Source organism: Chryseobacterium defluvii, from assembly GCF_014204415.1.
Lineage (GTDB): Bacteria > Bacteroidota > Bacteroidia > Flavobacteriales > Weeksellaceae > Chryseobacterium > Chryseobacterium defluvii_A.
Genome location: NZ_JACHLE010000001.1, coordinates 1,092,128 through 1,114,100, shown reverse-complemented (window position 1 = coordinate 1,114,100; position 21,973 = coordinate 1,092,128). Strand labels below are relative to the sequence as shown.

Annotated in this window: 19 protein-coding genes, 3 tRNA genes and 1 CRISPR repeat array (1 of these 23 only partly in view); of the genes, 11 read left to right on the top strand and 11 right to left on the bottom strand. The window is 38.1% G+C overall.

Features of this window, described 5'->3' with window-relative positions; translation table 11 throughout:
- Nucleotides 1-209: a CRISPR direct-repeat array (repeat unit 47 nt; unit sequence GCTGTGACTAATCACTAAGATACTAAATTTTGAGAGCAATTCACAAC) (it extends 1,843 nt beyond the left edge of the window).
- 618 nt (nucleotides 210-827) lie between these two features.
- Both HNP38_RS05025 and HNP38_RS05020 read right to left on the bottom strand, forming a co-directional pair.
- Complete coding sequence (locus HNP38_RS05025; RefSeq protein WP_184185400.1) at nucleotides 828-1,751, bottom strand: hypothetical protein; 924 nt, start codon at nucleotides 1,749-1,751, stop codon at nucleotides 828-830.
- Nucleotides 1,693-2,601: a hypothetical protein gene (locus HNP38_RS05020; RefSeq protein ID WP_184185397.1), complete on the bottom strand. Its 909-nt coding sequence runs from the start codon at nucleotides 2,599-2,601 to the stop codon at nucleotides 1,693-1,695. Before HNP38_RS05020 ends, HNP38_RS05025 begins: the two co-directional genes overlap by 59 nt.
- 81 nt (nucleotides 2,602-2,682) lie before the next feature.
- On the opposite strand from HNP38_RS05020, the gene HNP38_RS05015 reads away from it, so the two are divergent.
- Nucleotides 2,683-2,952 carry a DUF1294 domain-containing protein gene (locus HNP38_RS05015; protein WP_184185394.1) on the top strand — a complete coding sequence of 90 codons (270 nt, stop codon included), beginning with the start codon at nucleotides 2,683-2,685 and terminating at the stop codon, nucleotides 2,950-2,952.
- Here the strand turns inward: HNP38_RS05015 and HNP38_RS05010 are convergent.
- Nucleotides 2,945-3,415 carry a hypothetical protein gene (locus HNP38_RS05010; protein ID WP_184185391.1) on the bottom strand — a complete coding sequence of 157 codons (471 nt, stop codon included), beginning with the start codon at nucleotides 3,413-3,415 and terminating at the stop codon, nucleotides 2,945-2,947. The genes HNP38_RS05015 and HNP38_RS05010 overlap by 8 nt on opposite strands.
- Before the next feature lie 246 nt (nucleotides 3,416-3,661).
- Between HNP38_RS05010 and typA the strand changes: the two genes are divergently transcribed.
- The 3 genes from typA to ychF all read left to right on the top strand — a co-directional run bounded on the left by typA (nucleotide 3,662) and on the right by ychF (nucleotide 8,652).
- On the top strand, nucleotides 3,662-5,470 hold the full coding sequence (gene typA / locus HNP38_RS05005; RefSeq protein WP_184185388.1) for a translational GTPase TypA: 1,809 nt from the start codon (nucleotides 3,662-3,664) through the stop codon (nucleotides 5,468-5,470).
- A 126-nt stretch (nucleotides 5,471-5,596) separates the two neighbouring features.
- Nucleotides 5,597-7,195 (top strand): glycoside hydrolase family 10 protein, encoded by a 1,599-nt coding sequence (locus tag HNP38_RS05000; protein ID WP_184185385.1) that lies wholly within the window; start codon nucleotides 5,597-5,599, stop codon nucleotides 7,193-7,195.
- 365 nt (nucleotides 7,196-7,560) lie between these two features.
- A complete protein-coding gene (gene ychF, locus HNP38_RS04995; RefSeq protein WP_184185382.1) occupies nucleotides 7,561-8,652 on the top strand; it encodes a redox-regulated ATPase YchF in 1,092 nt (363 codons plus the stop codon).
- Nucleotides 8,653-8,757: 105 nt separating this feature from the next.
- On the opposite strand, the gene HNP38_RS04990 is transcribed toward ychF, so the two are convergent.
- The gene (locus tag HNP38_RS04990) at nucleotides 8,758-9,909 is read right to left on the bottom strand and encodes a methionine aminotransferase (protein WP_184185378.1); all 1,152 of its coding nucleotides are present in this window, start codon (nucleotides 9,907-9,909) and stop codon (nucleotides 8,758-8,760) included.
- A 278-nt stretch (nucleotides 9,910-10,187) separates the two neighbouring features.
- On the opposite strand from HNP38_RS04990, the gene HNP38_RS04985 reads away from it, so the two are divergent.
- The 4 genes from HNP38_RS04985 to HNP38_RS04970 are packed head-to-tail and all read left to right on the top strand — an operon-like array spanning nucleotide 10,188 to nucleotide 15,858.
- Nucleotides 10,188-12,068, top strand: a complete 1,881-nt coding sequence (locus HNP38_RS04985) for a DNA topoisomerase IV subunit B (RefSeq protein WP_184185375.1) — start codon at nucleotides 10,188-10,190, stop codon at nucleotides 12,066-12,068.
- A gap of 49 nt (nucleotides 12,069-12,117) precedes the next feature.
- Nucleotides 12,118-12,627: a hypothetical protein gene (locus HNP38_RS04980; RefSeq protein WP_184185372.1), complete on the top strand. Its 510-nt coding sequence runs from the start codon at nucleotides 12,118-12,120 to the stop codon at nucleotides 12,625-12,627.
- Nucleotides 12,602-15,199, top strand: coding sequence for a DNA gyrase/topoisomerase IV subunit A (locus HNP38_RS04975; RefSeq protein WP_184185369.1), 2,598 nt, complete (start codon nucleotides 12,602-12,604; stop codon nucleotides 15,197-15,199). The genes HNP38_RS04980 and HNP38_RS04975 overlap by 26 nt, the downstream gene beginning before the upstream one ends.
- A 17-nt stretch (nucleotides 15,200-15,216) precedes the next feature.
- The gene (locus HNP38_RS04970) at nucleotides 15,217-15,858 is read left to right on the top strand and encodes a rhomboid family intramembrane serine protease (protein ID WP_184185366.1); all 642 of its coding nucleotides are present in this window, start codon (nucleotides 15,217-15,219) and stop codon (nucleotides 15,856-15,858) included.
- Nucleotides 15,859-16,067: 209 nt separating this feature from the next.
- Here the strand turns inward: HNP38_RS04970 and HNP38_RS04965 are convergent, their stop codons facing one another.
- The 5 genes from HNP38_RS04965 to HNP38_RS04945 form a co-directional block, all read right to left on the bottom strand.
- The gene (locus tag HNP38_RS04965) at nucleotides 16,068-17,330 is read right to left on the bottom strand and encodes a hypothetical protein (RefSeq protein ID WP_184185350.1); all 1,263 of its coding nucleotides are present in this window, start codon (nucleotides 17,328-17,330) and stop codon (nucleotides 16,068-16,070) included.
- Nucleotides 17,331-17,458: 128 nt separating this feature from the next.
- Nucleotides 17,459-17,818: a DUF4180 domain-containing protein gene (locus HNP38_RS04960; RefSeq protein ID WP_184185347.1), complete on the bottom strand. Its 360-nt coding sequence runs from the start codon at nucleotides 17,816-17,818 to the stop codon at nucleotides 17,459-17,461.
- A 3-nt stretch (nucleotides 17,819-17,821) separates the two neighbouring features.
- Nucleotides 17,822-18,688, bottom strand: coding sequence for a peptide chain release factor N(5)-glutamine methyltransferase (gene prmC / locus HNP38_RS04955; protein ID WP_184185344.1), 867 nt, complete (start codon nucleotides 18,686-18,688; stop codon nucleotides 17,822-17,824).
- Nucleotides 18,688-19,446, bottom strand: a complete 759-nt coding sequence (gene yaaA / locus HNP38_RS04950) for a peroxide stress protein YaaA (RefSeq protein WP_184185341.1) — start codon at nucleotides 19,444-19,446, stop codon at nucleotides 18,688-18,690. The genes prmC and yaaA overlap by 1 nt, the downstream gene beginning before the upstream one ends.
- Nucleotides 19,447-19,481: 35 nt before the next feature.
- A complete protein-coding gene (locus HNP38_RS04945) occupies nucleotides 19,482-20,093 on the bottom strand; it encodes an L-threonylcarbamoyladenylate synthase (RefSeq protein ID WP_184185338.1) in 612 nt (203 codons plus the stop codon).
- 100 nt (nucleotides 20,094-20,193) lie between these two features.
- Here HNP38_RS04945 and HNP38_RS04940 point away from each other — a divergent pair.
- The 3 genes from HNP38_RS04940 to HNP38_RS04930 all read left to right on the top strand — a co-directional run bounded on the left by HNP38_RS04940 (nucleotide 20,194) and on the right by HNP38_RS04930 (nucleotide 20,488).
- Nucleotides 20,194-20,266: transfer RNA gene (locus HNP38_RS04940), tRNA-Met, on the top strand.
- 38 nt (nucleotides 20,267-20,304) lie between these two features.
- Nucleotides 20,305-20,377 (top strand) — tRNA-Met (locus tag HNP38_RS04935).
- 38 nt (nucleotides 20,378-20,415) lie between these two features.
- Nucleotides 20,416-20,488, top strand: a tRNA-Met gene (locus HNP38_RS04930).
- 117 nt (nucleotides 20,489-20,605) lie between these two features.
- Here HNP38_RS04930 and HNP38_RS04925 read toward each other — a convergent pair.
- Together HNP38_RS04925 and HNP38_RS04920 are read right to left on the bottom strand one after the other, a co-directional pair.
- A complete protein-coding gene (locus tag HNP38_RS04925; protein ID WP_184185335.1) occupies nucleotides 20,606-21,235 on the bottom strand; it encodes an intradiol ring-cleavage dioxygenase in 630 nt (209 codons plus the stop codon).
- Between the two features lie 143 nt (nucleotides 21,236-21,378).
- Complete coding sequence (locus HNP38_RS04920; RefSeq protein ID WP_184185332.1) at nucleotides 21,379-21,960, bottom strand: hypothetical protein; 582 nt, start codon at nucleotides 21,958-21,960, stop codon at nucleotides 21,379-21,381.
- Nucleotides 21,961-21,973 lie beyond the last annotated feature (13 nt).

The following is a 21,973-nucleotide window of genomic DNA, read 5'->3' as shown; positions in this document are numbered from 1 at the left end:
CTCACAATGCTGTGACTAATCACTAAGATACTAAATTTTGAGAGCAATTCACAACCAAAAAACAGATTAAAATGAAAACAAACGAGCTGTGACTAATCACTAAGATACTAAATTTTGAAAGCACTTCACAACAATGACGTACTGGAATGGTTATCCATGAAAGCTGTGACTAATCACTAAGATACTAAATTTTGAAAACAATCAAAACTACTCGAGAATCTCATCATAATACACCGGAATATCATTAGACCTGTCAAATCCCATAATTATAACCTTGTAGTTTTTAGCATCGTCATTATTATAAAACTGAATGGTTGCCGGTTCATTGGGTTGTGTTTCCAGATAAGGATTCCAGTAAAGAGTGCTTCGACTGTCTTTTGGAATATTTTTAAAATCGGGATTAATATAAACCGAATTATTAAAGGGAATTTCTTTATCATATCCTTTAAATGTGTATTGCTTTAATCCGGATAATTTATCTTGTGATTTAATTTCTGGAGCCATATTACCATGACGCGTATATATAGCTATGGCTCCATTTAAACTGCCCATACCAGCTGGAAAAGTTCCCTTGATAACTTTAACCATAGCTATACTTGATACAGGGATCATTTCAATCTGACTGGTGCTTACTGCCATTTCGTTAAGAAAAATAAGAGGTTTGTAGCCCCCGAGATTCACTTTATATCCTATACCAGTAGAATATATTTCTAATCCTGCTACTCGAGCCTGCAGCCAGGTAAATATGTTAGGTGCTGTCTGAGCTTCTTCATGATCATTTACAAAATCAAAAATTTGTTCATTAATGCTTTGAAATAATGGACTGCTTAATTTTTTTCAAGAATTTTTAATTTATCACTTTTAGATGTTTTAATTTTTACTTCCTCGATATCTGTTATTTTTTCAGATATAAATTTTTGAGTGTTTTTAGTCGCTATGGATCTAATTTCTTCGGGAGATAATGCATCTTCAGAAAGTCTCTTTGTAAGATTAAACTTGCTTTTAGGTAAATTATTTTTATAGGGTATAAAAGCATAATTTGGCTGAAAAAAAACCTGAAAGTCTCTTTTATCCATTTTTTGCTCTTTATTTAATTGATATGAAAGTTTCATATTATCTTCGAATATCATTCCGCTTAGTGTAAAATTTCCATTTTCATCTGTTTGTATCTCATAAAATTTTGAGCCAAATTCAGGAATATCAAAAATTAAGCTTAAAGAAGCGTTGACAGCTGGCTGATTATTAATCATTACTTTGGCCTTATATGTAATATAAGATGAATCTGCCGGATATTTTATAACAGGGTAAATACCTGAAATAATATTTTTCCAATCAAAACGTTTCCATTTTTCAGAAATTAATAGAGCATCTAAAGCTTCGGAATTATGATTCTTTATGAAATATTGTGCGGGTTTTATAATATTAGAAGTAATGTCTCCAGTAAGCCACAAACGGCTTAGTAAATTGTTTTCTTCTTCTGAACTCTTTATTTCGGGATCTTGAACCAGAACGGTGTAATTATTTGTTATATTAAATGAGTTTAGCTCACGTGGTTTTTTATTTAAAGATATTTCTTGTAATACAGGTCGTTGTATTTTTAATAATTCAGGTTGTACGAAACAAAGTCTTTGAGCAATAATATTTTCTTTGTCATCAAAAACAGTGAGTTGTAAAATACCATTTATAAGATTATCAGTAGGGGTTAGAATATGGTTGATCCGATAATTTTTTGAATTGTGCTTTATGAACAAGACGATTGTTAATAGTACCTAAGACCGTATAATAATTATTTTCTTGAGATAAATTCTTTGACTTTAGAGTATATTTTACAGCATCCATACTGCTTATAACTTGTAAATTAATGCCTGAATCAGAAACATTTGGTAAATCAATACTCTGTTTTTTACCCATATTATCTTGAATTACAAGTCCATATTTTTTTCCACTTTGAGGAGTAAAACTAAAAGATCCAACATTTTGATCAAATCCTTTGAAGCTAGTAATTTTCACATCAGGCTTTTCCATATCAATAAGATAACCATGCCAATCTGAAGGTGTAAACGTTTCAGACCGTAATCTTACTGCAAATTTTGTATTGATATCACTTATAAAAGTTCCACTTTCTGGATAAGCTGAAGCTGTCCAATCTGAAACTGTATTCATTGTAAGTCTTTCTGGAGAATTTGGATTATAAACTTCAATAGGTTGTATTAGTTGGAAATCTTCATTAAAATTAGCCATCCAAGCAGTATATGCTCTAATATAATAAATTCCCTCTTTTAATTTTTCTGGAAGCGCAATACTCCCATGACCTTCTCCTTTAAATAAAGAAATTAATTTTTTTGCTATTTGGATCTTATGACTATCGTAAAATTCTATATATAAAGATGTCGAAATGTTAGAAATAGCATACCCATCAAATACAAAAGACTTGAACCATAGATTCTCTCCTGCCACATAACTGCTTTTATTGAATAGCAGGTGTACCTTTTCCTGCGGATATTTTTCTGCAAAAATGCGTAAAGCCTGCTCCGCTTTGTCCTGTGCTTTGGAATAGCTGATCATGCAAAGGGCAGCCAGGATGATGAATTTTTTTGTCATAGGTGTTTTAATTGAAATTGTGCCTTTATTTGAAGGTCAAAAATACATTTTTCATTAGCTTTGACCAATTAATTTTATGGGATGATCTTTTATTTTCTTTTGATGAATATCCTTACATTGATATTTTTCAGTTATGATAAATTTTCAGCTAAAAATCATAAAAAAAGAATATCTGAGCATACGCTTTTATCATTAACGCTTTTTGGGGGAACCATCGGTGCGGTTTCCGGGATGTTTCTTTTCAGGCACAAAATTTCCAAGACGTCATTTTTGCTGAAATTTGGAGTAATCATTTTAATACAGATCATTCTTATTTTTTCTTTCAGAAAATACCTCTATTCATTTATTTGATCCATAATTCTTCACTGAAATATTTCAGTTTTTTATCATCAATAAAAAGCCTTCCTTCATAATTGAAAATATTTTCAGACGGGATTTCAGATGCAGTATTGTCAATTTTTCCTTTAAGAAAAGATTTGGGTTTGGAGGCAGAAATCGTTAACTGGAAAGAAACCCTTTTGGGTTTGGAATAAAAAAGAACCTGATGAGTCTGGTAGCCTGTACTATCCGTAACTTTAAAATCGTTTTTTAATTCCAGGGTATCCGAAAACCTGATGGATTCCTTTTTCCAGCCCTGAAATATGGAGCCTTCCACTATCAGTAGGCTGTCGTTTAATTTTGAAAAAGTGAATATAGAAGGATAGTCATTCATTGTAAGCTCTTTCTCCTTAAAATCTTTTCCGGTAAAATCAAAAGTAAAAGGTTGAGGTTGAGACTTTTCGCAGGAAATAATGCTTATTACAGCAACAAACATACAAACTACATTTTTTGAAAACATACTGGCTATAATTTAAACAGTTGATAAATGTATTGAATTTTTAATAACAAAACATACTTCTTTTTATGAATTATAAGTCTTAAAATGAGTTTAGGGTTTCTTATCTGTATTCTAAAACAGAGGCTTTGGTTTAATTTCCTCATTATGAATTTGTTAAATAAATTACAATCATAATAATTAATTCATTAAAAATCACTACTTTTGCACCCGTAAAAATCTTATATGCAAAACATTAGAAATATTGCGATTATCGCACACGTTGACCACGGTAAAACAACCCTGGTTGACAAGATCATTCACGCTACCAATATTTTCAGGGAAAATCAGGAAAGTGGCGAATTAATTATGGATAACAATGATCTTGAAAGAGAAAGAGGGATCACCATCTTATCCAAAAATATTTCTGTAACCTATAAGGACACAAAAATTAATGTAATTGATACTCCCGGTCACGCCGATTTCGGAGGAGAAGTGGAAAGAGTATTGAAAATGGCTGACGGAGTTTTACTATTGGTAGATGCCTTTGAAGGCCCGATGCCGCAAACCCGTTTCGTTTTGCATAAAGCCCTTCAGTTGGGACTGAAGCCTATTGTGGTGATCAATAAGGTAGATAAAGAAAACTGTCGTCCTGATGAAGTTCATGATAAAGTTTTCGATCTTTTCTTTGCATTGGATGCAACTGAAGAGCAGTTGGATTTCCCTACCTATTACGGTTCCTCAAAACAGGGATGGTTCAATACATCTTTAGAGCCTACAGATAACATTCTTCCTATTCTTGATGGTGTTCTGGAACACGTTCCGGCTCCGAAAATAGAAGAAGGAAGCCTTCAGATGCAGGTAACTTCCTTAGACTATTCTTCATTCCTGGGAAGAATTGCGATCGGAAAAGTGATCAGAGGATCTTTGAAAGAAGGGCAGTGGATAGGCCTTGCACAGGAAGGAGATAAGATCGTAAAAGGAAAAGTAAAAGAATTATATATTTTCGAAGGATTAGGAAAGAAAAAAGTAACAGAGGTTCAGGCAGGAGATATTTGTGCTGTGGTAGGATTCGATGCTTTCCAGATCGGGGATACTTTCGTTGACCTTGAAAATCCGGAGCCAATGGAAAGACTTGCGATTGATGAGCCTACGTTGAACATGACGTTCTCTATCAACAACTCTCCGTTCTTCGGGAAAGATGGTAAATATGTTACTTCCAATCACCTTAAAGAAAGATTGGAAAAAGAATTAGAGAAAAACCTTGCATTAAGAGTTCAGCAGACAGATGATGCTAATACATTCTTGGTATTCGGTAGAGGTATTCTTCACTTGTCGGTTCTTATTGAAACAATGAGAAGAGAAGGATATGAAATGACGATCGGGCAGCCTCAGGTGATCCTGAAAGATATTGATGGTGAAAAGTGCGAACCTTACGAGACAATGGTAGTAGACGTTCCTGAAGAATATTCATCAAGAGTGATCGACCTGGCTACCCAAAGAAAAGGAGATTTGCTGATCATGGAAACCAAAGGAGAAATGCAGCATATGGAATTCGATATTCCTTCAAGAGGTTTGATCGGATTGCGTTCCCAGATGTTAACAGCTACTGCCGGTGAAGCGATCATGGCACACAGATTCTCAGAGTATAAGCCTTTCAAAGGTCAGATTCCGGGAAGAAGCCAGGGTGTTTTAGTGTCTAAAAACCAGGGTCCGGCAACCGCTTATTCTATTGAAAAATTACAGGACAGAGGAAGATTCTTCGTTGATCCGGGAGAAGAAGTTTATATGGGGATGATCGTAGGAGAACAGAATAAGCCCGGGGATCTTGTCGTAAACATCGTGGAAGGAAAACAGCTTAACAACATGAGAGCTTCCGGAAAGGATAAAGATGGGAACATTGCTCCAAAAATATTATTCTCTCTTGAAGAATGCATGGAATATATTCAGCAGGATGAATGCATCGAGGTGACTCCAAACTTCATCAGAATGCGTAAAAAGCTATTGGCTGAAGAAGACAGAAAACGTGCTGAAAGAATGGCAAAAGCAGAATAATTTCTGTACAAGATAAAATATTGAAGCCCCGGTTTTTCGGGGCTTTTTTCTTAGATAAAGCTAAAAATGCCTATTTTGGCATAATAATCTCTTAGAAAATACAATTTAAATGTAGTTTTGCAGCCTATGAAAGTGAATAAATTAACGCTGATATTTTTGGTGGGAATGTTTGTATCATGCAGCAGTGCCCGCTCCCTTCAGAATAATACGGTAAAGCCCATTACAAAAACCCCGTTAGGGTCAGTTACAACCCCTTCCAAAAACAAAGATTCCATTAAAACCATTGGTACAGCTGTACAAGAAGAGGTTTTTAAAGTTACCCTTCCCGAGATCAGGAGAGAGTTCAGGGGTGTTTGGGTGGCAAGTGTTGCCAATATCAACTGGCCTTCAAGGAACAACCTGTCTGTTGAGCAGCAAAAAGCAGAAGCTGTCCGGATGCTGGATATGCTGAAAGACAATAATTTCAATGCGGTGATCTTTCAGGCACGTCCTTCCGCAGATGCCTTATATACCAGTAATATCGAGCCATGGTCTTATTTTTTGACAGGGTATACCGGTCAGGCTCCCTATCCGAACTATGACCCGTTGCAGTTCTGGATCGAAGAAGCCCATAAAAGAGGGCTGGAGCTCCACGTATGGCTGAATCCTTACAGAGCGCACCATGCCAATGGAGGTACGGTGACCAGCCAGTCTATGGTCAATAGGTTGCCTGAACTTATCGTAAGGCTGAAGAACGGAATGTATTGGTTTGATCCCGCTGGTCCGAGGACACAGGGGCATGTTTCCAATGTGGTGAAGGATATTGTGAAAAGGTATGACATTGATGCGGTGCATTTCGATGACTATTTCTACCCGTATGCAACCTATAACAGAGGAGCAGATTTTCCGGACAAGGCCAGCTGGAATGAATATCTGAAGAATGGCGGTACATTATCCAGAGCAGACTGGAGAAGAGACAACGTCAATAAATTCGTAGAACGGATCTATAAAGAGGTGCATGCCGAGAAAAACCATGTAAAGTTCGGGATCAGCCCGTTTGGGATCTGGAAACCGGGATATCCGGAAGGTATTGCAGGTTCTTCACAGTATGACGAGCTGTATGCTGACGCAAAATTATGGCTGAACAAAGGCTGGGTCGATTATTTTTCACCGCAGCTATACTGGCCTGTAAATGCGAAAGAACAGGGCTTTGAGCCCTTGCTGAAATGGTGGCAGTCCGAGAATACCCAGAACCGTCATCTCTGGCCGGGATTGAATACCGTGGAAATAAAGGTTTCGGACCGTGCGGCAGAAATTAAAAACCAGATCGAGATTTCCAGGCAGGTTTTGAAAAATGATGCCGGGGAAATTCATTGGAGTATTGCAGGATTAACCAAGAATCCGGCTATGCTTTCCACTTTGAAGAACGGGCCTTACAAGGAAAAGGCCCTGGTTCCGAAAACTCCCTGGATCAAAACAGTTCCCCTTCCTGTACCTACCGTATTCGTTACAGATAACGGAAGCTTTGCACAGACAACCTGGAGCTGCAAAAATATGGGTGATGTTTTTCAATGGGTACTTTTTACACAGTATAACGGCGTTTGGGAGACAGAGATTTTAACTTTGGATAACCTTTCAAGAGATATCCCGAAATATAAAGACGGTAAAACTTTGAATGCAGTTGCTGTTAAAGCCATCGACAGACTAGGCAACGAAAGTGATTATATGGCAAAAAAGATCAAATGATCAAAAAGCTGAAAAACAGAATTGTGAAGACCTGAGAAATCGTCATTTTTAGTCCTATTTATTAGATCATAAATTCTGAATATTTGAATGGGTTTAGGTTCTTACAGAATGACAAACTACGTGAATAAATACTGTAAACCTCAACTAAAATACTATTAAGCATGATTTAAACATAATCTTGTCATTCCGGTAGTAATCCAACCTCCACAAATATTAAACTTTGCTATTAAGCTTCAAAGATTGCATTTTGAGATAGCCTCTTTTTATTATGAAACTCACTTCAAAATTACTATCTTTGCACGCTGAAAGTTCAAGGTTGAAAATTGAACTTTAAACATTGAACATTAAACTTTGAATCGAACAATATGAAATGTGGAATCGTAGGATTGCCGAACGTAGGTAAATCAACTCTTTTTAACTGTCTGAGTAATGCCAAAGCACAATCAGCAAACTATCCTTTCTGTACCATAGAACCTAACCTGGGAACGGTTTCCGTACCGGATAGCAGATTGTTTGAGCTTGAAAAAATAGTAAAACCGGAGAGAGTTTTGCCGGCAGTAGTTGAGATCGTTGACATTGCAGGGCTTGTAAAAGGAGCCAGTAAAGGAGAAGGTTTAGGAAACCAGTTCCTGGCCAACATCCGTGAATGTGAAGCGATCATTCATGTTTTAAGATGTTTTGATAATGGAAATATTGTTCACGTAGAAGGTTCAGTAGATCCTTTGAGGGATAAAGAGATCATTGATATTGAGCTTCAGCTGAAAGACCTTGAAACAGTAGGAAAAGCAGTGGAGAAAGCTAAAAAATTCATCAAATCCGGGAAGAAAGAAGATGTTTTGACGTATGAGACGCTTCAAAACCTTCAGCAATTTATTGAGGATGGTAAAAATGCAAGGGAATTTCCTGTAAATGACCTTACAAAACCCATTATTGATGACGTTCAGTTATTGACCAAAAAGCCGGTTCTTTATGTTTGTAATGTAGATGAAAATTCCATCAAAAACGGAAATGAATGGATAGGCAAAATTGAAGAAATGGCTAAAAATGAAGGGGCGGAAGTTGTGGTTTTGGCGGCTCAGATCGAAGCAGACATCAATGAACTGGAGACTTATGAAGAAAGGCAGATCTTCCTTGAAGAATTAGGTCTGGAAGAGCCGGGTGTAAACCGTCTCATCAGAAAAGCTTATGACCTATTAAAGCTTCAGACTTATTTTACGGCAGGTGTGAAGGAGGTAAGGGCATGGACGATTGGGAAAGGGTGGACGGCTCCTCAGGCAGCCGGAGTGATCCATACTGACTTTGAAAAAGGTTTCATCCGTGCAGAGGTGATCAAATATGATGATTACATGAACTATGGATCTGAAGTGAAGGTAAAGGAAGCAGGAAAGCTTTCTGTAGAAGGAAAGGAATATATCGTTCAGGACGGTGATATCATGCACTTCAGATTTAACGTATAAGAAAAAGTATTAAAGTTAGTTATAGTAATTGAAAAACGTTTCCATGAATTTGGGGGCGTTTTTTTGTTGGATTTTCATTACAGTTTAGAAAATCTTATCCCGAATTCAGGATAATTTGGATAAATTCTCAATGGCCTGTTCCAATGTCTCCTGTTTTTTAGCAAAGCATAACCGTATTACATTTTCACTCAATTTGCTGTTATAGAAAGATGAAAAGGGTACGCTGGCCACTTTATGGGTGACCGTTAATTCCCGGGCAAATTCAAAATCGCTTTTATCGGAGATCTTATCATAAGTCACAGCCTGAAAGTAAGTTCCCTCACAATCCAGAAGCCCGAAGGAAGTACCGGCGAGTCCTTTTCTCAGGAAATCCCTTTTTTCCTGAAAGAACCCGTTAAGAGAATTGTAATGCCCTTCATTTTTCATGTATTCGGCCAAAGCCAGCTGAATAGGTGTGTTCACACAGAATACATTGAACTGATGCACTTTCTTGAATTCATCCGTTAAATTCTTCGGAGCGGCACAATAGCCTACCTTCCAGCCCGTAACATGGAAAAGCTTTCCAAACGATGCCACGAGAAGACTCCGCTCTTTGAGTTCGGGATATTTACATACACTTAAATGCTGTTTTCCGTCAAAGACAATATTTTCATAGACTTCATCACTTAAGATCAGTATGGAAGTATCTTTTACAATACGGATGAGCTCCTGAATGTCTTTTTCCTGTAAGATCTTTCCTGAAGGATTATTGGGATTATTAAGGATGATCATCCTGGTTTTTTCGCTGACCAGCCCTTTTACTGCATTCCAGTCGATCTCATAATCAGGAGCTTTCATTTCAAAACGTTTTACAATTCCTCCGAAAAGCTCTACGGTAGGCTCATAGCAGTCATAAGCAGGCTCAAAGATGATCACTTCATCACCTTTTTTGATGAAGGCCGCAATAGCAGTAAATATGGCCTGTGTACCGCCTGCTGTAATGGTTATCTCAGAGTCAGGGTGATAATCGGCCTGATGGCTGTTTCCGATCTTCCTAGCGATCTCTTCCTTTAGCCCTATCATTCCTCCTAAAGGTGCATACTGGTTGAAGCCTTTTCTGATGAAGTGTTCCACATGATCCAAAAGTTCGGTGTCCGGCATAAAATCAGGAAATCCCTGGGACAGGTTGATGGCCTGGTTCTCATTGGCCAGCTGCGTCATCTGGCTGAAAATGGTGGTCCCTACATTGGAAAGCTTCGAAAAAGGAAGTTGTATCATTGAAACGGAGTTTTTACGTACCCCGAATTTAATTTATTTTTTTCAGAATGAAACATTAAAAACGCCAATATTGCAGCTGATAACCTTTAACGATACAAAAATGTCCCGTTCTAAAATGAAAAAATAAATATATTTCTCACTTTTTAATGAATCATGCCGTAAATATATAATGATTGATAATAAGCCAATGCATATAGACTAATATCGAAAAAATGAATCAAAAAAGTGTAGAATAATCTTGTCCAATTTCGTACTTTTGTATGTTTGCTGAAATACATATGTCACAAGAAATACAACCTATCTATTCTGAAGATAATATAAGAACCCTCGATTGGCAGGAGCATATACGCTTACGTCCCGGTATGTATATCGGGAAACTGGGCGACGGCTCATCTGCTGATGACGGTATTTATATCCTGCTTAAAGAAATTCTGGACAACTCTATCGATGAATTCAGGATGAAAGCCGGGAAAAGAATCGAGATAAAAGTGGATGACGGTAAAGTCACGATCCGTGATTTTGGCCGGGGAATTCCCTTGGGAAAGGTGGTAGATGCCGTTTCTAAAATGAATACGGGAGGAAAGTATGACAGTAAAGCCTTTAAAAAATCCGTGGGTCTGAACGGGGTGGGTACCAAAGCGGTGAACGCGCTCTCAGATTATTTCCGGGTGAGGTCTTTCCGTGAAGGAAAAATGAAAATGGCGGAATTCTCCCGGGGAATGATTACCCAGAACCATTCCGAAGCAGATACATCGGACAGGAACGGTACCGAAATTTCTTTCATACCGGATGCCGACATCTTTCTCCATTTCAAATACCGGAAAGAGTATATTGAAAGGATGTTGCGTAATTATGCCTACCTGAATCCCGGATTGAAGATCATTTTTAACGGGGAGACCTATTATTCAGAGAACGGACTTAAAGATCTGCTGGAAGAAGAAATGGAAACCGAAACTCTCTATCCTATCGTTCATCTGAAAGATAATGATATTGAGCTGGCTATTACCCATTCGGATAAATCGCAGACGGAAACCTATTTCTCATTTGTGAACGGACAAAATACAACACAAGGCGGGACGCACCTCAATGCATTCCGTGAAGCCTATGTGAAAACCATAAGGGAATTCTTCAATAAGAACTTTGATGCTTCGGATATCAGGAAATCCATTATTGCAGCTATTTCCATCAATGTGGAAGAACCCGTTTTCGAATCCCAGACAAAAACAAAACTGGGATCCAATGATATGGGACCGGAAGGCCCTACGGTAAGGACTTTTATCATTGACTTCCTGAAGAGCAAGCTGGACAATTTCCTGCACAAAAACCCTGAGATCGCCGAAGCTATACAAAGAAAGATCCTGATCTCCGAAAGAGAAAGAAAAGAGCTTTCAGGAATTCAGAAACTGGCCAGGGAAAGAGCTAAGAAGGTTTCCCTGCACAATAAAAAGTTGCGTGACTGCAGACAGCATTATAACGACCAGAAGGCCGAAAGAAAAGCAGAAACCCAGATCTTCATTACAGAGGGAGACTCCGCTTCCGGTTCCATCACCAAATCAAGGGATGTAGAGACCCAGGCCGTATTTTCTTTAAAAGGAAAACCCCTAAACTGCTACGGACTCACCAAGAAAGTGGTTTATGAAAATGAAGAATTCAATTTATTACAGGCGGCTTTGAATATTGAAGAAAGCCTGGAAGACCTGAGGTATAACCAGGTGATCATTGCTACGGATGCCGATGTTGACGGGATGCACATCCGCCTTTTGATGATCACGTTCTTCCTTCAGTTCTTTCCGGATGTGATTAAAAACGGACATCTTTATATCCTTCAAACCCCTTTGTTCAGAGTAAGAAATAAAAAAGAAACAAGATATTGCTATACGGAAACTGAAAGAATAAAAGCATTGAATGAACTCGGAAAGAACCCTGAAATTACACGATTTAAGGGGTTAGGAGAAATTTCACCAGATGAGTTCAAGCACTTTATCGGGAATGATATCCGCCTGGAGCCTGTGGTGATAGGAAAAGACCAGACGATTGATCAGATCCTGGAATTTTATATGGGTAAGAATACACCGGACAGACAGGTATTTATTTTAGATAATTTAGTAGTGGAAGATCCGGATATAGATAAAAAAGAGATTTTAAGCGATGCAGAATAGATAACAAAACACACCGATCAAAAAACAAACACAAATCAAAAAAATTATTATGAGATTAAGTAACCGAAACAAAATTCCGGTTTATAACTTCATTAGTACCTTATTATTAATGATCTTATTAGCAGGTTTTGCTGCATTCTTCTTAGAAGAATACAAGTTTAATATTTTAGGATTAGAGAGCTATTTATTGATTATTTTGCCCATTATTTTATTAAGCCTTTTTTATTTTAATGGAAGACAGATCTTTGAATATGACAGTGACGGGGAAGCCCTGAATTTTAAGAACAGAAATATCATCCCGTTTATGAGTGGGTCTATGAGTGATGAATTCCCTAAATATAAACTGATGAAGTATGAAGTAGTAAGCATGTTTTTTATGAAAAGACTGTATGTTACCATTTCAAGTAAAAATAACGGATCTACAATTTTAAAATACGAGATCTCTTATCTCACAAAAAAAGAAGTAAGTGACCTCAAGATATCTCTGAATAAAGTAATAAAAGCTAATAACGAGAAAAAAGTACAAAGTGTAAATGATGACAGAAGAACATTCGCATGAAGGAGAAAGTCTGAAAAAAGTTTCCGGGCTTTATAAAGACTGGTTTCTGGATTATGCCTCTTATGTAATTTTAGACAGGGCCATACCATCCGTGTATGATGGTTTTAAGCCTGTTCAGCGAAGAATTATGCATTCCATGCGGGAGCTGGAAGACGGGCGGTATAATAAAGTCGCGAATATCGTTGGGAATACCATGAAATATCACCCTCATGGTGATGCTTCTATTACAGATGCAATGGTACAGATAGGGCAGAAAGAGTTGCTTATAGACACCCAGGGAAACTGGGGAAATGTGTATACGGGAGACTCTGCAGCTGCGGCAAGATATATTGAAGCCAGGCTGACTCCCTTTGCACTGGAAGTGGTCTTCAACCCTAAAACTACAGAATGGGCAAAATCCTATGACGGAAGGAATAATGAGCCGATAGACCTGCCTGTTAAATTTCCTTTGCTTCTTGCTCAGGGAGTGGAGGGGATCGGGGTAGGACTTTCCACAAAAATACTTCCGCATAACTTTAATGAGCTGATCAATGCTTCTGTGGCTTATCTGAAAGGCAAGAAATTTGAGTTATTCCCGGATTTCCTAACGGCAGGCTATCTGGATGTTACCGAATACAATGACGGGCATAGAGGCGGAAAGGTAAGAGCAAGAGCAAGGATCTCACAACAGGATAAGCATACCCTGGTCATTTCTGAGCTACCTTTCTCAAAGACTACCAGCGATCTGATCGATTCCATTTTAAAAGCCAATGAAAAAGGCAAGATCAAGATCAAAAAAATTGAAGACAATACATCAGATAAGGTAGAAATTCTTGTTCATCTTCACAATGAGGTTTCTCCGGATAAAACAATAGATGCGCTGTATGCCTTCACAGACTGCCAGGTGACCATTTCACCCAATGCCTGTGTGATCGTAGGAGATAAGCCGATGTTCCTGAATGTTTCCGAAATTTTAAGAATGAATACCGATCATACGGTTTCATTGCTTAAAAAGGAACTGGAAATCGAATTGCACGAATTGCAGGAAAGCTGGCATTTTTCCTCACTGGAAAGGATATTTATAGAAAACAGGATCTATCACGATATTGAAGAAGTGAAGACATGGGAAGACGTTCTTAAAACCATTGATGAAGGGCTGAAACCTCATACGGGTCATCTTTTAAGAGCCGTAACCGAAGAAGATATCCTTAAACTGACGGAGATCAGGATCAAGAGGATCTCCAGATTCGATTTAGATAAATTTAAAGAAAATATTGCTGCCCTTGAAGGTAAAATAGAACAGGTAAAACATCATCTGGCCCATCTTATTGCCTATGCGATCGATTATTACCTGAATATCCAGAAAAAATACGGAAAAGGAAAAGAAAGGAAGACAGAGCTCAGGATCTTCGATACCATTGATGCAACCAAAGTGGCGGTTGCCAACGAAAAATTCTATGCCAACTTTGAAGAAGGCTTCATAGGAACTTCTTTGAAAAAAGACCAGTATTTATTTGACTGTTCGGATATTGACGACATCATTACCTTCAGGAAAGACGGAAGCATGAAAGTGGTGAAAGTAGAAGCCAAAACCTTCATCGGAAAAGACATCCTGCATGTTGCCGTGTGGAAGAAAAATGATAAAAGGACCGTATATAACATGATCTACCGTGAGGGGAAAGAAGGGCCGTACTATATGAAGCGCTTCTCCGTAACGGGAGTGACCAGGAATACGGATTATCCTTTAGCTTCAGACAAAAAAGGTTCGGAAATGCTGTATTTCTCAGCCAACCCGAATGGCGAAGCAGAAACAGTAACGGTTCTTTTAAAGCCTAATCCAAGGATCAGGAAGAACAAAATGGATGTAGATTTTTCTGAACTGGCTATCAAAGGGCGTGATTCCAAAGGAAACCTTGTGACCAAATATGCCGTGAAAAAAGTGGATATGAAAGAAGAAGGCGTATCTACCCTTGCTCCGAGGAAAATATGGTTTGATGATACCGTAAGAAGGCTGAATGCGGATGCAAGAGGGACACTGCTGGGGAGCTTTAAAGGGGATGATAAAATTTTGACCATCAATTCCAACGGAGAAGCCAAATTGATAACCTTTGATCTTGGAAACCGCTTTGACGACGAATACCTGATCCTTGAAAAATGGAAACCGGAACAGCCGATCACCTGTATCTATTATGACGGAGAAAAAGAAATTTATTTCATCAAAAGATTCCTGCTGGAAAATACGACCAATGCACAGACCTTCATGCCGTCTGAACATTCCAAATCATTTATCGAAAACGTAATTGTGGCCGACGGTTCCACCGCAGAGATCATTTTTGCCAAAGACAAAGGCAAAGAACGGGATCCGGAAACCGTAAATATAGATGAATTCATTGCAGTAAAAGGAATAAAAGCCATTGGTAATCAGTTTACAAAATTTAAAGTAAAAGCAATTAATATAACCGTCCCTGAGCCTGAGGAAAATGAAGGCTTTGATGAAGTAGAGCACACCGAAGGGCATATCAGTTTTATCGATCATGATATGGACGAAGGCGTCATCGGCGATCTGTTTGAAGGAGATGGAAATGAAAACTAAATGTTAAGATTAAAATTATGAGTATAATAGTTTTGGTGATAATAGCGGTAACATGCATTATCAGTTATATGGGAATGAACAATGTAGAGTTATTTGAGAAATATAAATTTAATGTATCGGCCATCACTTCCAAAAAGGAATACTACAGGCTGATAACCTCTGCATTTCTTCATGCAGATTTTATGCACTTGTTTTTCAATATGCTTTCCCTATATTTTTTTCAGGGAGTGGTTACTTATTTTTTTGGAAATATAGGTTTCCTGATCATCTATTTCGGATCAATGATCCTTGGGAACCTTTTCAGCTTAATGATCTATAAAAATCAGCCTTGGTATTCTGCGATTGGAGCTTCCGGAGCTGTTTCGGGAATAATTTTTGCTGCAATAGCCTTGGCTCCGAAAGAGATCAGAGTTAACTTTTTACCGGGCTGGATCTTTGGGACCTTATATTTCGGATATTCGGTTTATATGATGCTGAATCCGAAACAGTGGGATAATTTAGGACATTCTGCACATCTTGGAGGAGCGTTTTTCGGATTGGTTTACTCCCTCGTATTACATTCTCAGCTGGCATTGAGCAACTGGTATTACCTGGGAGTAATGTCACTTCCGCTTGCTTATCTGAGCTATGAAATTTTTATAAGGAAGAGAATAGGATAAAAATTATCTTTGATTAAAATATCAGAATATCAGAACCAATGAACCATAGAGTATAAAGCAACATATAGGTTGAGTTCTTTTATGGTTCATTGGTTTTTTATATTGAAGGCTTTTTGTGAGCCTAAAAAACAAAAGACAGAGCTTTGATGGTGTATGAAAACATTAAGATGCCTGAAAGAAATTGCTAAATAAGACATCTTAGCTCAATATCATATTTTTTCGGGCTTAATTTTTTCTGACAGGTATTGAGGAAGCTTTTTTACGGCATCATTGAGATTTAATTTGTTTATTTTTTTCTCACGTTCATTCTCAATATAATGATTACAGTTGATGTATAAGAAATAGGATAAAACCCGGTTGTAATCATCCAGATCCTCATCCCGGATCATAGAAAGCATCTGAGATAAGAATTTTTCCCTGTCTTTTGACTCTGAAATTGCCCTTCCTAACCTTCCGATACTCCCGTAATAATGATTGTTCACAGGATTTTCTATGCGGAATGAAATGCCGAAAATAAGATCCGGCACATTGATATCCAGCTCTTCAAGCTCTTTAATATAGGTTTGGCGATTACCCCATGCATAGCTTGCATCGGAAACCCTTTCAAACCGGTCATTCATAATGTCAAGATGAGATTTTAGAAAAAGTCCCCAATGTGCAATATCAGCGGACAATAAAGCCATGTTGATCCCCTGAATTCTGGGGCTGTTATCCTGGCTACACATTCCTACTGCCATGTTAGATCTCATTTCATCAAGAATCTTTTCTTTTTCAGGCGTCGTAAGGTTTTTCCAGTTATAGGGAAGCTTAATGCGTCTGTTTAAATCATATCTGTCCCTACTTGAATTTTCCTTGAATTTTGTAATTGAAGTATCAATAAGGCAATCCGAATAGATGATCTGCCGGGAATATTTTGGATCCAGAGGAATGCTTTTCATGTTTTCAGGAAAATAAAATGCTTTTACAGACTCATTCGAATAAGATGTTTTGTCACTGTACTCATAGTACCATGTATTTTTTACAGGTTTATTATGGACCGTTTTTTTGTATTCCTTATCTATTTTAAGCTCATAGTCATCGTCAAGCCTGATCTCATAAAACCGGATAATGTCTTTTTCATGGTAGTCTTTGGTTTTTAGTTTTATGATTAAAACATCCTTTTGAATTTCCGCGTCAGGATATTTTGAAACAAAATTTTCAAAAGAAATGTTCATATCCATATCTTTTTTAGCCTGAGCCACATTCCCTTTGGATAATCTGATGATATGCCCTTTCACCTGCTGTTGGGAATAAAATACCTTGTTCAGGTCACAGGTTTTATATTTCAGGTTTAATGAGTCCACAATTCTTTCCAGTTTATCCATTGTATGCTCATTATAGATCAGTCCGTTATTGAAGGTAGTGAATTCGGATTGGGCAGACAGAAAGGAATTAAAAATAATTCCGGCTAGTAAAACAATTTTATTTTTCATTCATAGGCTATTAGAATCCTATAACGTAAACCTGATCCGGATTATTTTCTTATAGCCGGTATTAATAGTTTATTTGTTTTTACTGATTAAATATCAGACAATCCAGAGAGATCGGGAAAAGAGATCTTTTACTTTGAAAGCCTCTCCAAAGCTTCCGGCAAGCTGCCAACAAAGTTGATATGCTGTGTGCTGTTACTTTCAAAAATAAAATCCTGAATGCTCTTACTTTTGTACTTGTTGAAATCACCTACTATGGCCAATCGGACCCTGTAGTTAGAAAATTTTTGAAGGATTTCTCCGGCAATCTTTGTTTTCAGGTCGAAGAAATCAGGAGTAATATGCTTTTCATGAAGAATAACCCTGTCAAAATCCTGATAATAAATGTTTCCAAGAAGGTCCAGCCCATCCTCAACAGATCCGATAACCATTGCATCAGAGATGATCTCTGCAATTTTTATCTTGGTGATAAAGTGTGCCCGGATTTCCATTGTTTATTTGATTCCTGCAATAAACCGGTCATTCTCAGACAGGTCTTTCATCAACTCTACCTTAGTGAACAAATGAGTATAAAGATTTAATGTTTCTGCTCCCAGTTTCTGGTTGATCTCCAGGAAAAGAAGTCCTTCATCATTGAGGTGCTTTTGGGAATCTTCGGCAATCTTCCTGTAAAAGATCAAAGCATCGGAAGTGGGAGAGAAGAGTGCCATTTTAGGTTCAAACTCTTTTACGGAATCTGCAATTTCATGCTCTTCTTCAATACCGATGTAAGGTGGGTTTGAAATAATAATATCATAACGTTCTGTCAGTTCAAAAGCAAGATAATCATGGTGGATGAATTGAATGTCCAGCTTATGGTGTCGGGCATTTCTTACCGCCGTCTGTAAAGCCTTTTCAGAAAAGTCTATAGAGTGAACCTCCGCTTCAGGAAAATGCTTTTTTAGCACAAGAGGGATAATTCCGCTTCCGGTTCCTATGTCAAGAATTTTTAGCTGTTTCCCGGCGGTCTCATTCCGGGTATGAAAGTGCTTCCTGATCCTGTAAATAGCCATTTCCAGCAGTTCTTCGGTTTCAGGACGGGGGATCAGGACATTTTCATCCACGAAAAATTTCATCCCGAAAAACTCCGTCTCTCCTAAGATATGCTGGTAAGGTTTTTGGGTTTTGAGCTCCGATACTACTTCCTGAAGCTGTTTCTCATCCTCTTTCAATAGTTCCTGATGAGAAAATCTCCTTTGAAGATGGCGGTCAAAGCCCACAATTTTCTGTACAAAAACAGAAAATAAAAAGGCACTTTCCGATTCACTGTAAATTTCGGAAAGCTCTGTTTTGAAATATCTTTTAAATTCCTGGATCGTCATTACCTTGTGAACACCAGTTTTGTATCCGTAGACTTTTCTTCATCTATCCTGTAACCTTCATAGTTGAAAGCCTTTACATCATTCAGTGTTTTTGCATTGGTTTCGGCACAGAACCTTACGACCAGTCCTCTGGCGTGCTTGGTGTAGACCACTATGGTTTTCAGTTTTCCGTCCTTTAATTCATAAAAATCAAAATCGATGACCTTGTGATTCAGTTTTTTCCGGTTGATCACTTTTCCGTATTCGGTACTGGCCAGATGCAGAAGGATCTCGTTTTTTTTCATTTCGGAATTCAGCTGTTCGGTCACTTTTTCACTCCAGAATTCATACAGGTTTTTATATTGGTCAAATTCAAAATTTCTGCCCATTTCCAGCCTGTACAGCATGATTTTATCGGAGGGTTTTAAAAGCCCGTACAATCCTGAAAGCATCCTGTAGTTTTTCTGCAGGTAATCTATGGCTTTTTTATCCAGGGTTTTGGCATCCAGACCCCTGTACACTTCTCCTGTAAATGCAAACAGTGCAGGGGCAGATTCTTTCGGCTTAGGATCAGATTTCCATTTTTGATTCCTTTCCCAGTTTTCATCTGCCAGTTTGGGCGATATTTCCATCAGCTCAGAAAGGTATTTCGGAGATTTATGCCTTAAATAAGACTGTATAAAGGCTGCCTCTTCTATGAATTTCGGAGTGGAGGATCTCAACAGGTCCGTTGAGTTTTCGATGTTCATTAATTTGGCAGGTGATGTTATTATTTTCATAAATGTAAGAAGTAACTATAACATATAACTCAAAACTACAGCAGTCCTTTTCCCTGTCTGATGATCTCAGGTTCTCCGGAAGTGAGGTCAATAATGGTGGAAGCCATATTATCCCCGTATCCCGAGTCGATGACAATATCCACCAGATGATCGTACTTCTCGGCGATCAGTTCCGGATCAGTAGAGTATTCAATGATCTCGTCATCATCTTTTATGGAAGTAGAAGCTATGGGATGGCCCAGTTTTTCAACGATAAGCTGCGGGATCGGATGATCGGGAACCCGGATCCCTATGGTTTTATGATTTTTATATGCTAAAGGCAGATTTTTGTTGGCATCTAAAATAAAGGTAAAAGGTCCTGGAAGATGAGCTTTCAGAAATCTGAAAACAGAGGTTTCAATAGGCCGCGTAAAATCGGAAAGATGGCTTAAATCATTACAGATAATAGAGAATTTTGACTTTTCAAGCTTCACTTTTTTAAGCTGTGCCAGCTTTTCCATTGCCCTGATATCAAAAATATTACAGCCTAAAGCATACACGGTATCTGAAGGATAGATGATCAGCCCGCCATTATTTAATGATCTAATGACCTCATTGATAAGATTTTCCTGTGGGTTTTCAGGGTATATTTTTAAAATTTTTGCCATAAAACAAAGATACAAATAATTGGGCAGCTTTTGTAAAATGCTTTATTCATGAGAAAAAATTGCGGTTTTGAAAAAAAATCGTATATTTGCAGTCCAATATCGCGGGATGGAGCAGTAGGTAGCTCGTCGGGCTCATAACCCGAAGGTCATCGGTTCGAGTCCGGTTCCCGCTACTAAGCCAACGCTTTCGGTAAGCGTTCTAAAAATATACCGCGGGATGGAGCAGTAGGTAGCTCGTCGGGCTCATAACCCGAAGGTCATCGGTTCGAGTCCGGTTCCCGCTACTAAGCCAACGCTTTCGGTAAGCGTTCTAAAAATATACCGCGGGATGGAGCAGTAGGTAGCTCGTCGGGCTCATAACCCGAAGGTCATCGGTTCGAGTCCGGTTCCCGCTACTAATACAAGAGAAATGATTGCTTTAATCATTTCTCTTTTCTTTTTCTGCTGATCTGTTGTTATGAATCTGAAAGAATTGCCGGATTTGTTATTACTTTTAGAATACCAGGTGTGTATTAATCATAATCCGGAATATTTTTCCCCAGGATGATATTTCGTTTAATGGTCAGAATCCCGTCTTCCATTTTCGGGCTTACTATTCCGGAACCGCCCCGGTTTTCCAGCCTGTTTCTTCTGCTTTGCGTCAGTAATGGGTCATCATTAAAGAGGTAGTCATCCATATAATATTCATTTTTATGGGGTTCTTTTATAGTGATGTGGATGTGTTCGGGCTCGTCGGCATTGGGATAAGCGGCAGGCCTGAACGTATAGAAAGTGTACTGCCCGTTTTTCCCTGTTCTGATCCAGCCCCGGATAAATCCGTGTCGTCTGTCCCAGCCGGTTTCATTGCCTTTGGTTTCATAGATCCCCTGCCTGTTGGTATGGTAGATATAGATAATAACATTTTCTGCAGGTGTTTTTCCGTCCTTTTCGAAAACTGTGCCTGTGATTTTCAATTTAGGCTCGTTTTGTTGAAATCCGGGGAGAGTATCCACGGGATTCAATACTTTATTCTTATATTCAAAAATGGCTTCACATCCTTCGCAGGGTCCGCCTACTTTTTTTATACTTCGCTCCTGGCATGATGTTAAAGTTGACATCATTAGTAAAAACGATAAGAGGAGGATTCTGTTTTTATAATTCATGGTTGTCATATTTTTGAAGTGAGCGTATCGGCAAGATTAAAGATATAAAAAGTGGATGGACAATGTTTTCCGTATGCCTTTTTCTATACAATTTTACCTTCAATATATTATAAAAAATCCCGCTTCAAAAGCGGGATCATATATTATTGTGCCATTTCAGCATATGGTCTGAGTTTATAATCTTCAGCCATGGTCTGGCTCATAAATTCTTTCTTTTGGTTTCCTTTCATTCTGCCGGCAGCATCGCCTGCATTAAAATAGGCTTCACTTAGTTTAGTGCTGATCTCAGAAGGATTAAAATCAAATTTAGTATCACCTTCTACTCCCAGATATCCGTTCTTTCTGGTCAGATTTGTAATATAGTTGTTGTAATTGATCAGAGTGCTTCTAAGGTACTGAGTATGATACTCCATACACTTTTTAGCTTTTTTTGAAGATTTATTCAGGATACAGTTATTCATATTTCCCCTGTATAAGTACCATTCGGACTCCAGGATGCCGTATTCCCTTTTTAAGGCTGTTTTCCCGTTGGTAAGGATATTATTGTCACCCTCTTTAGTGCTGATGTCTTGCAAATGTTTGATTACCAGTGGGATTGTGTTTTCAATCTTGGCTTTGGTTTCCCTTACCGAGCTGAAATCTGCCGCAGGAGAGTCCTTTTTTTGCGCAGTGGCTGCATTAAAAATAAGAAGTAATAGTACAATCAATAAATTATATCTTTTCATGAGAAATTTTTAA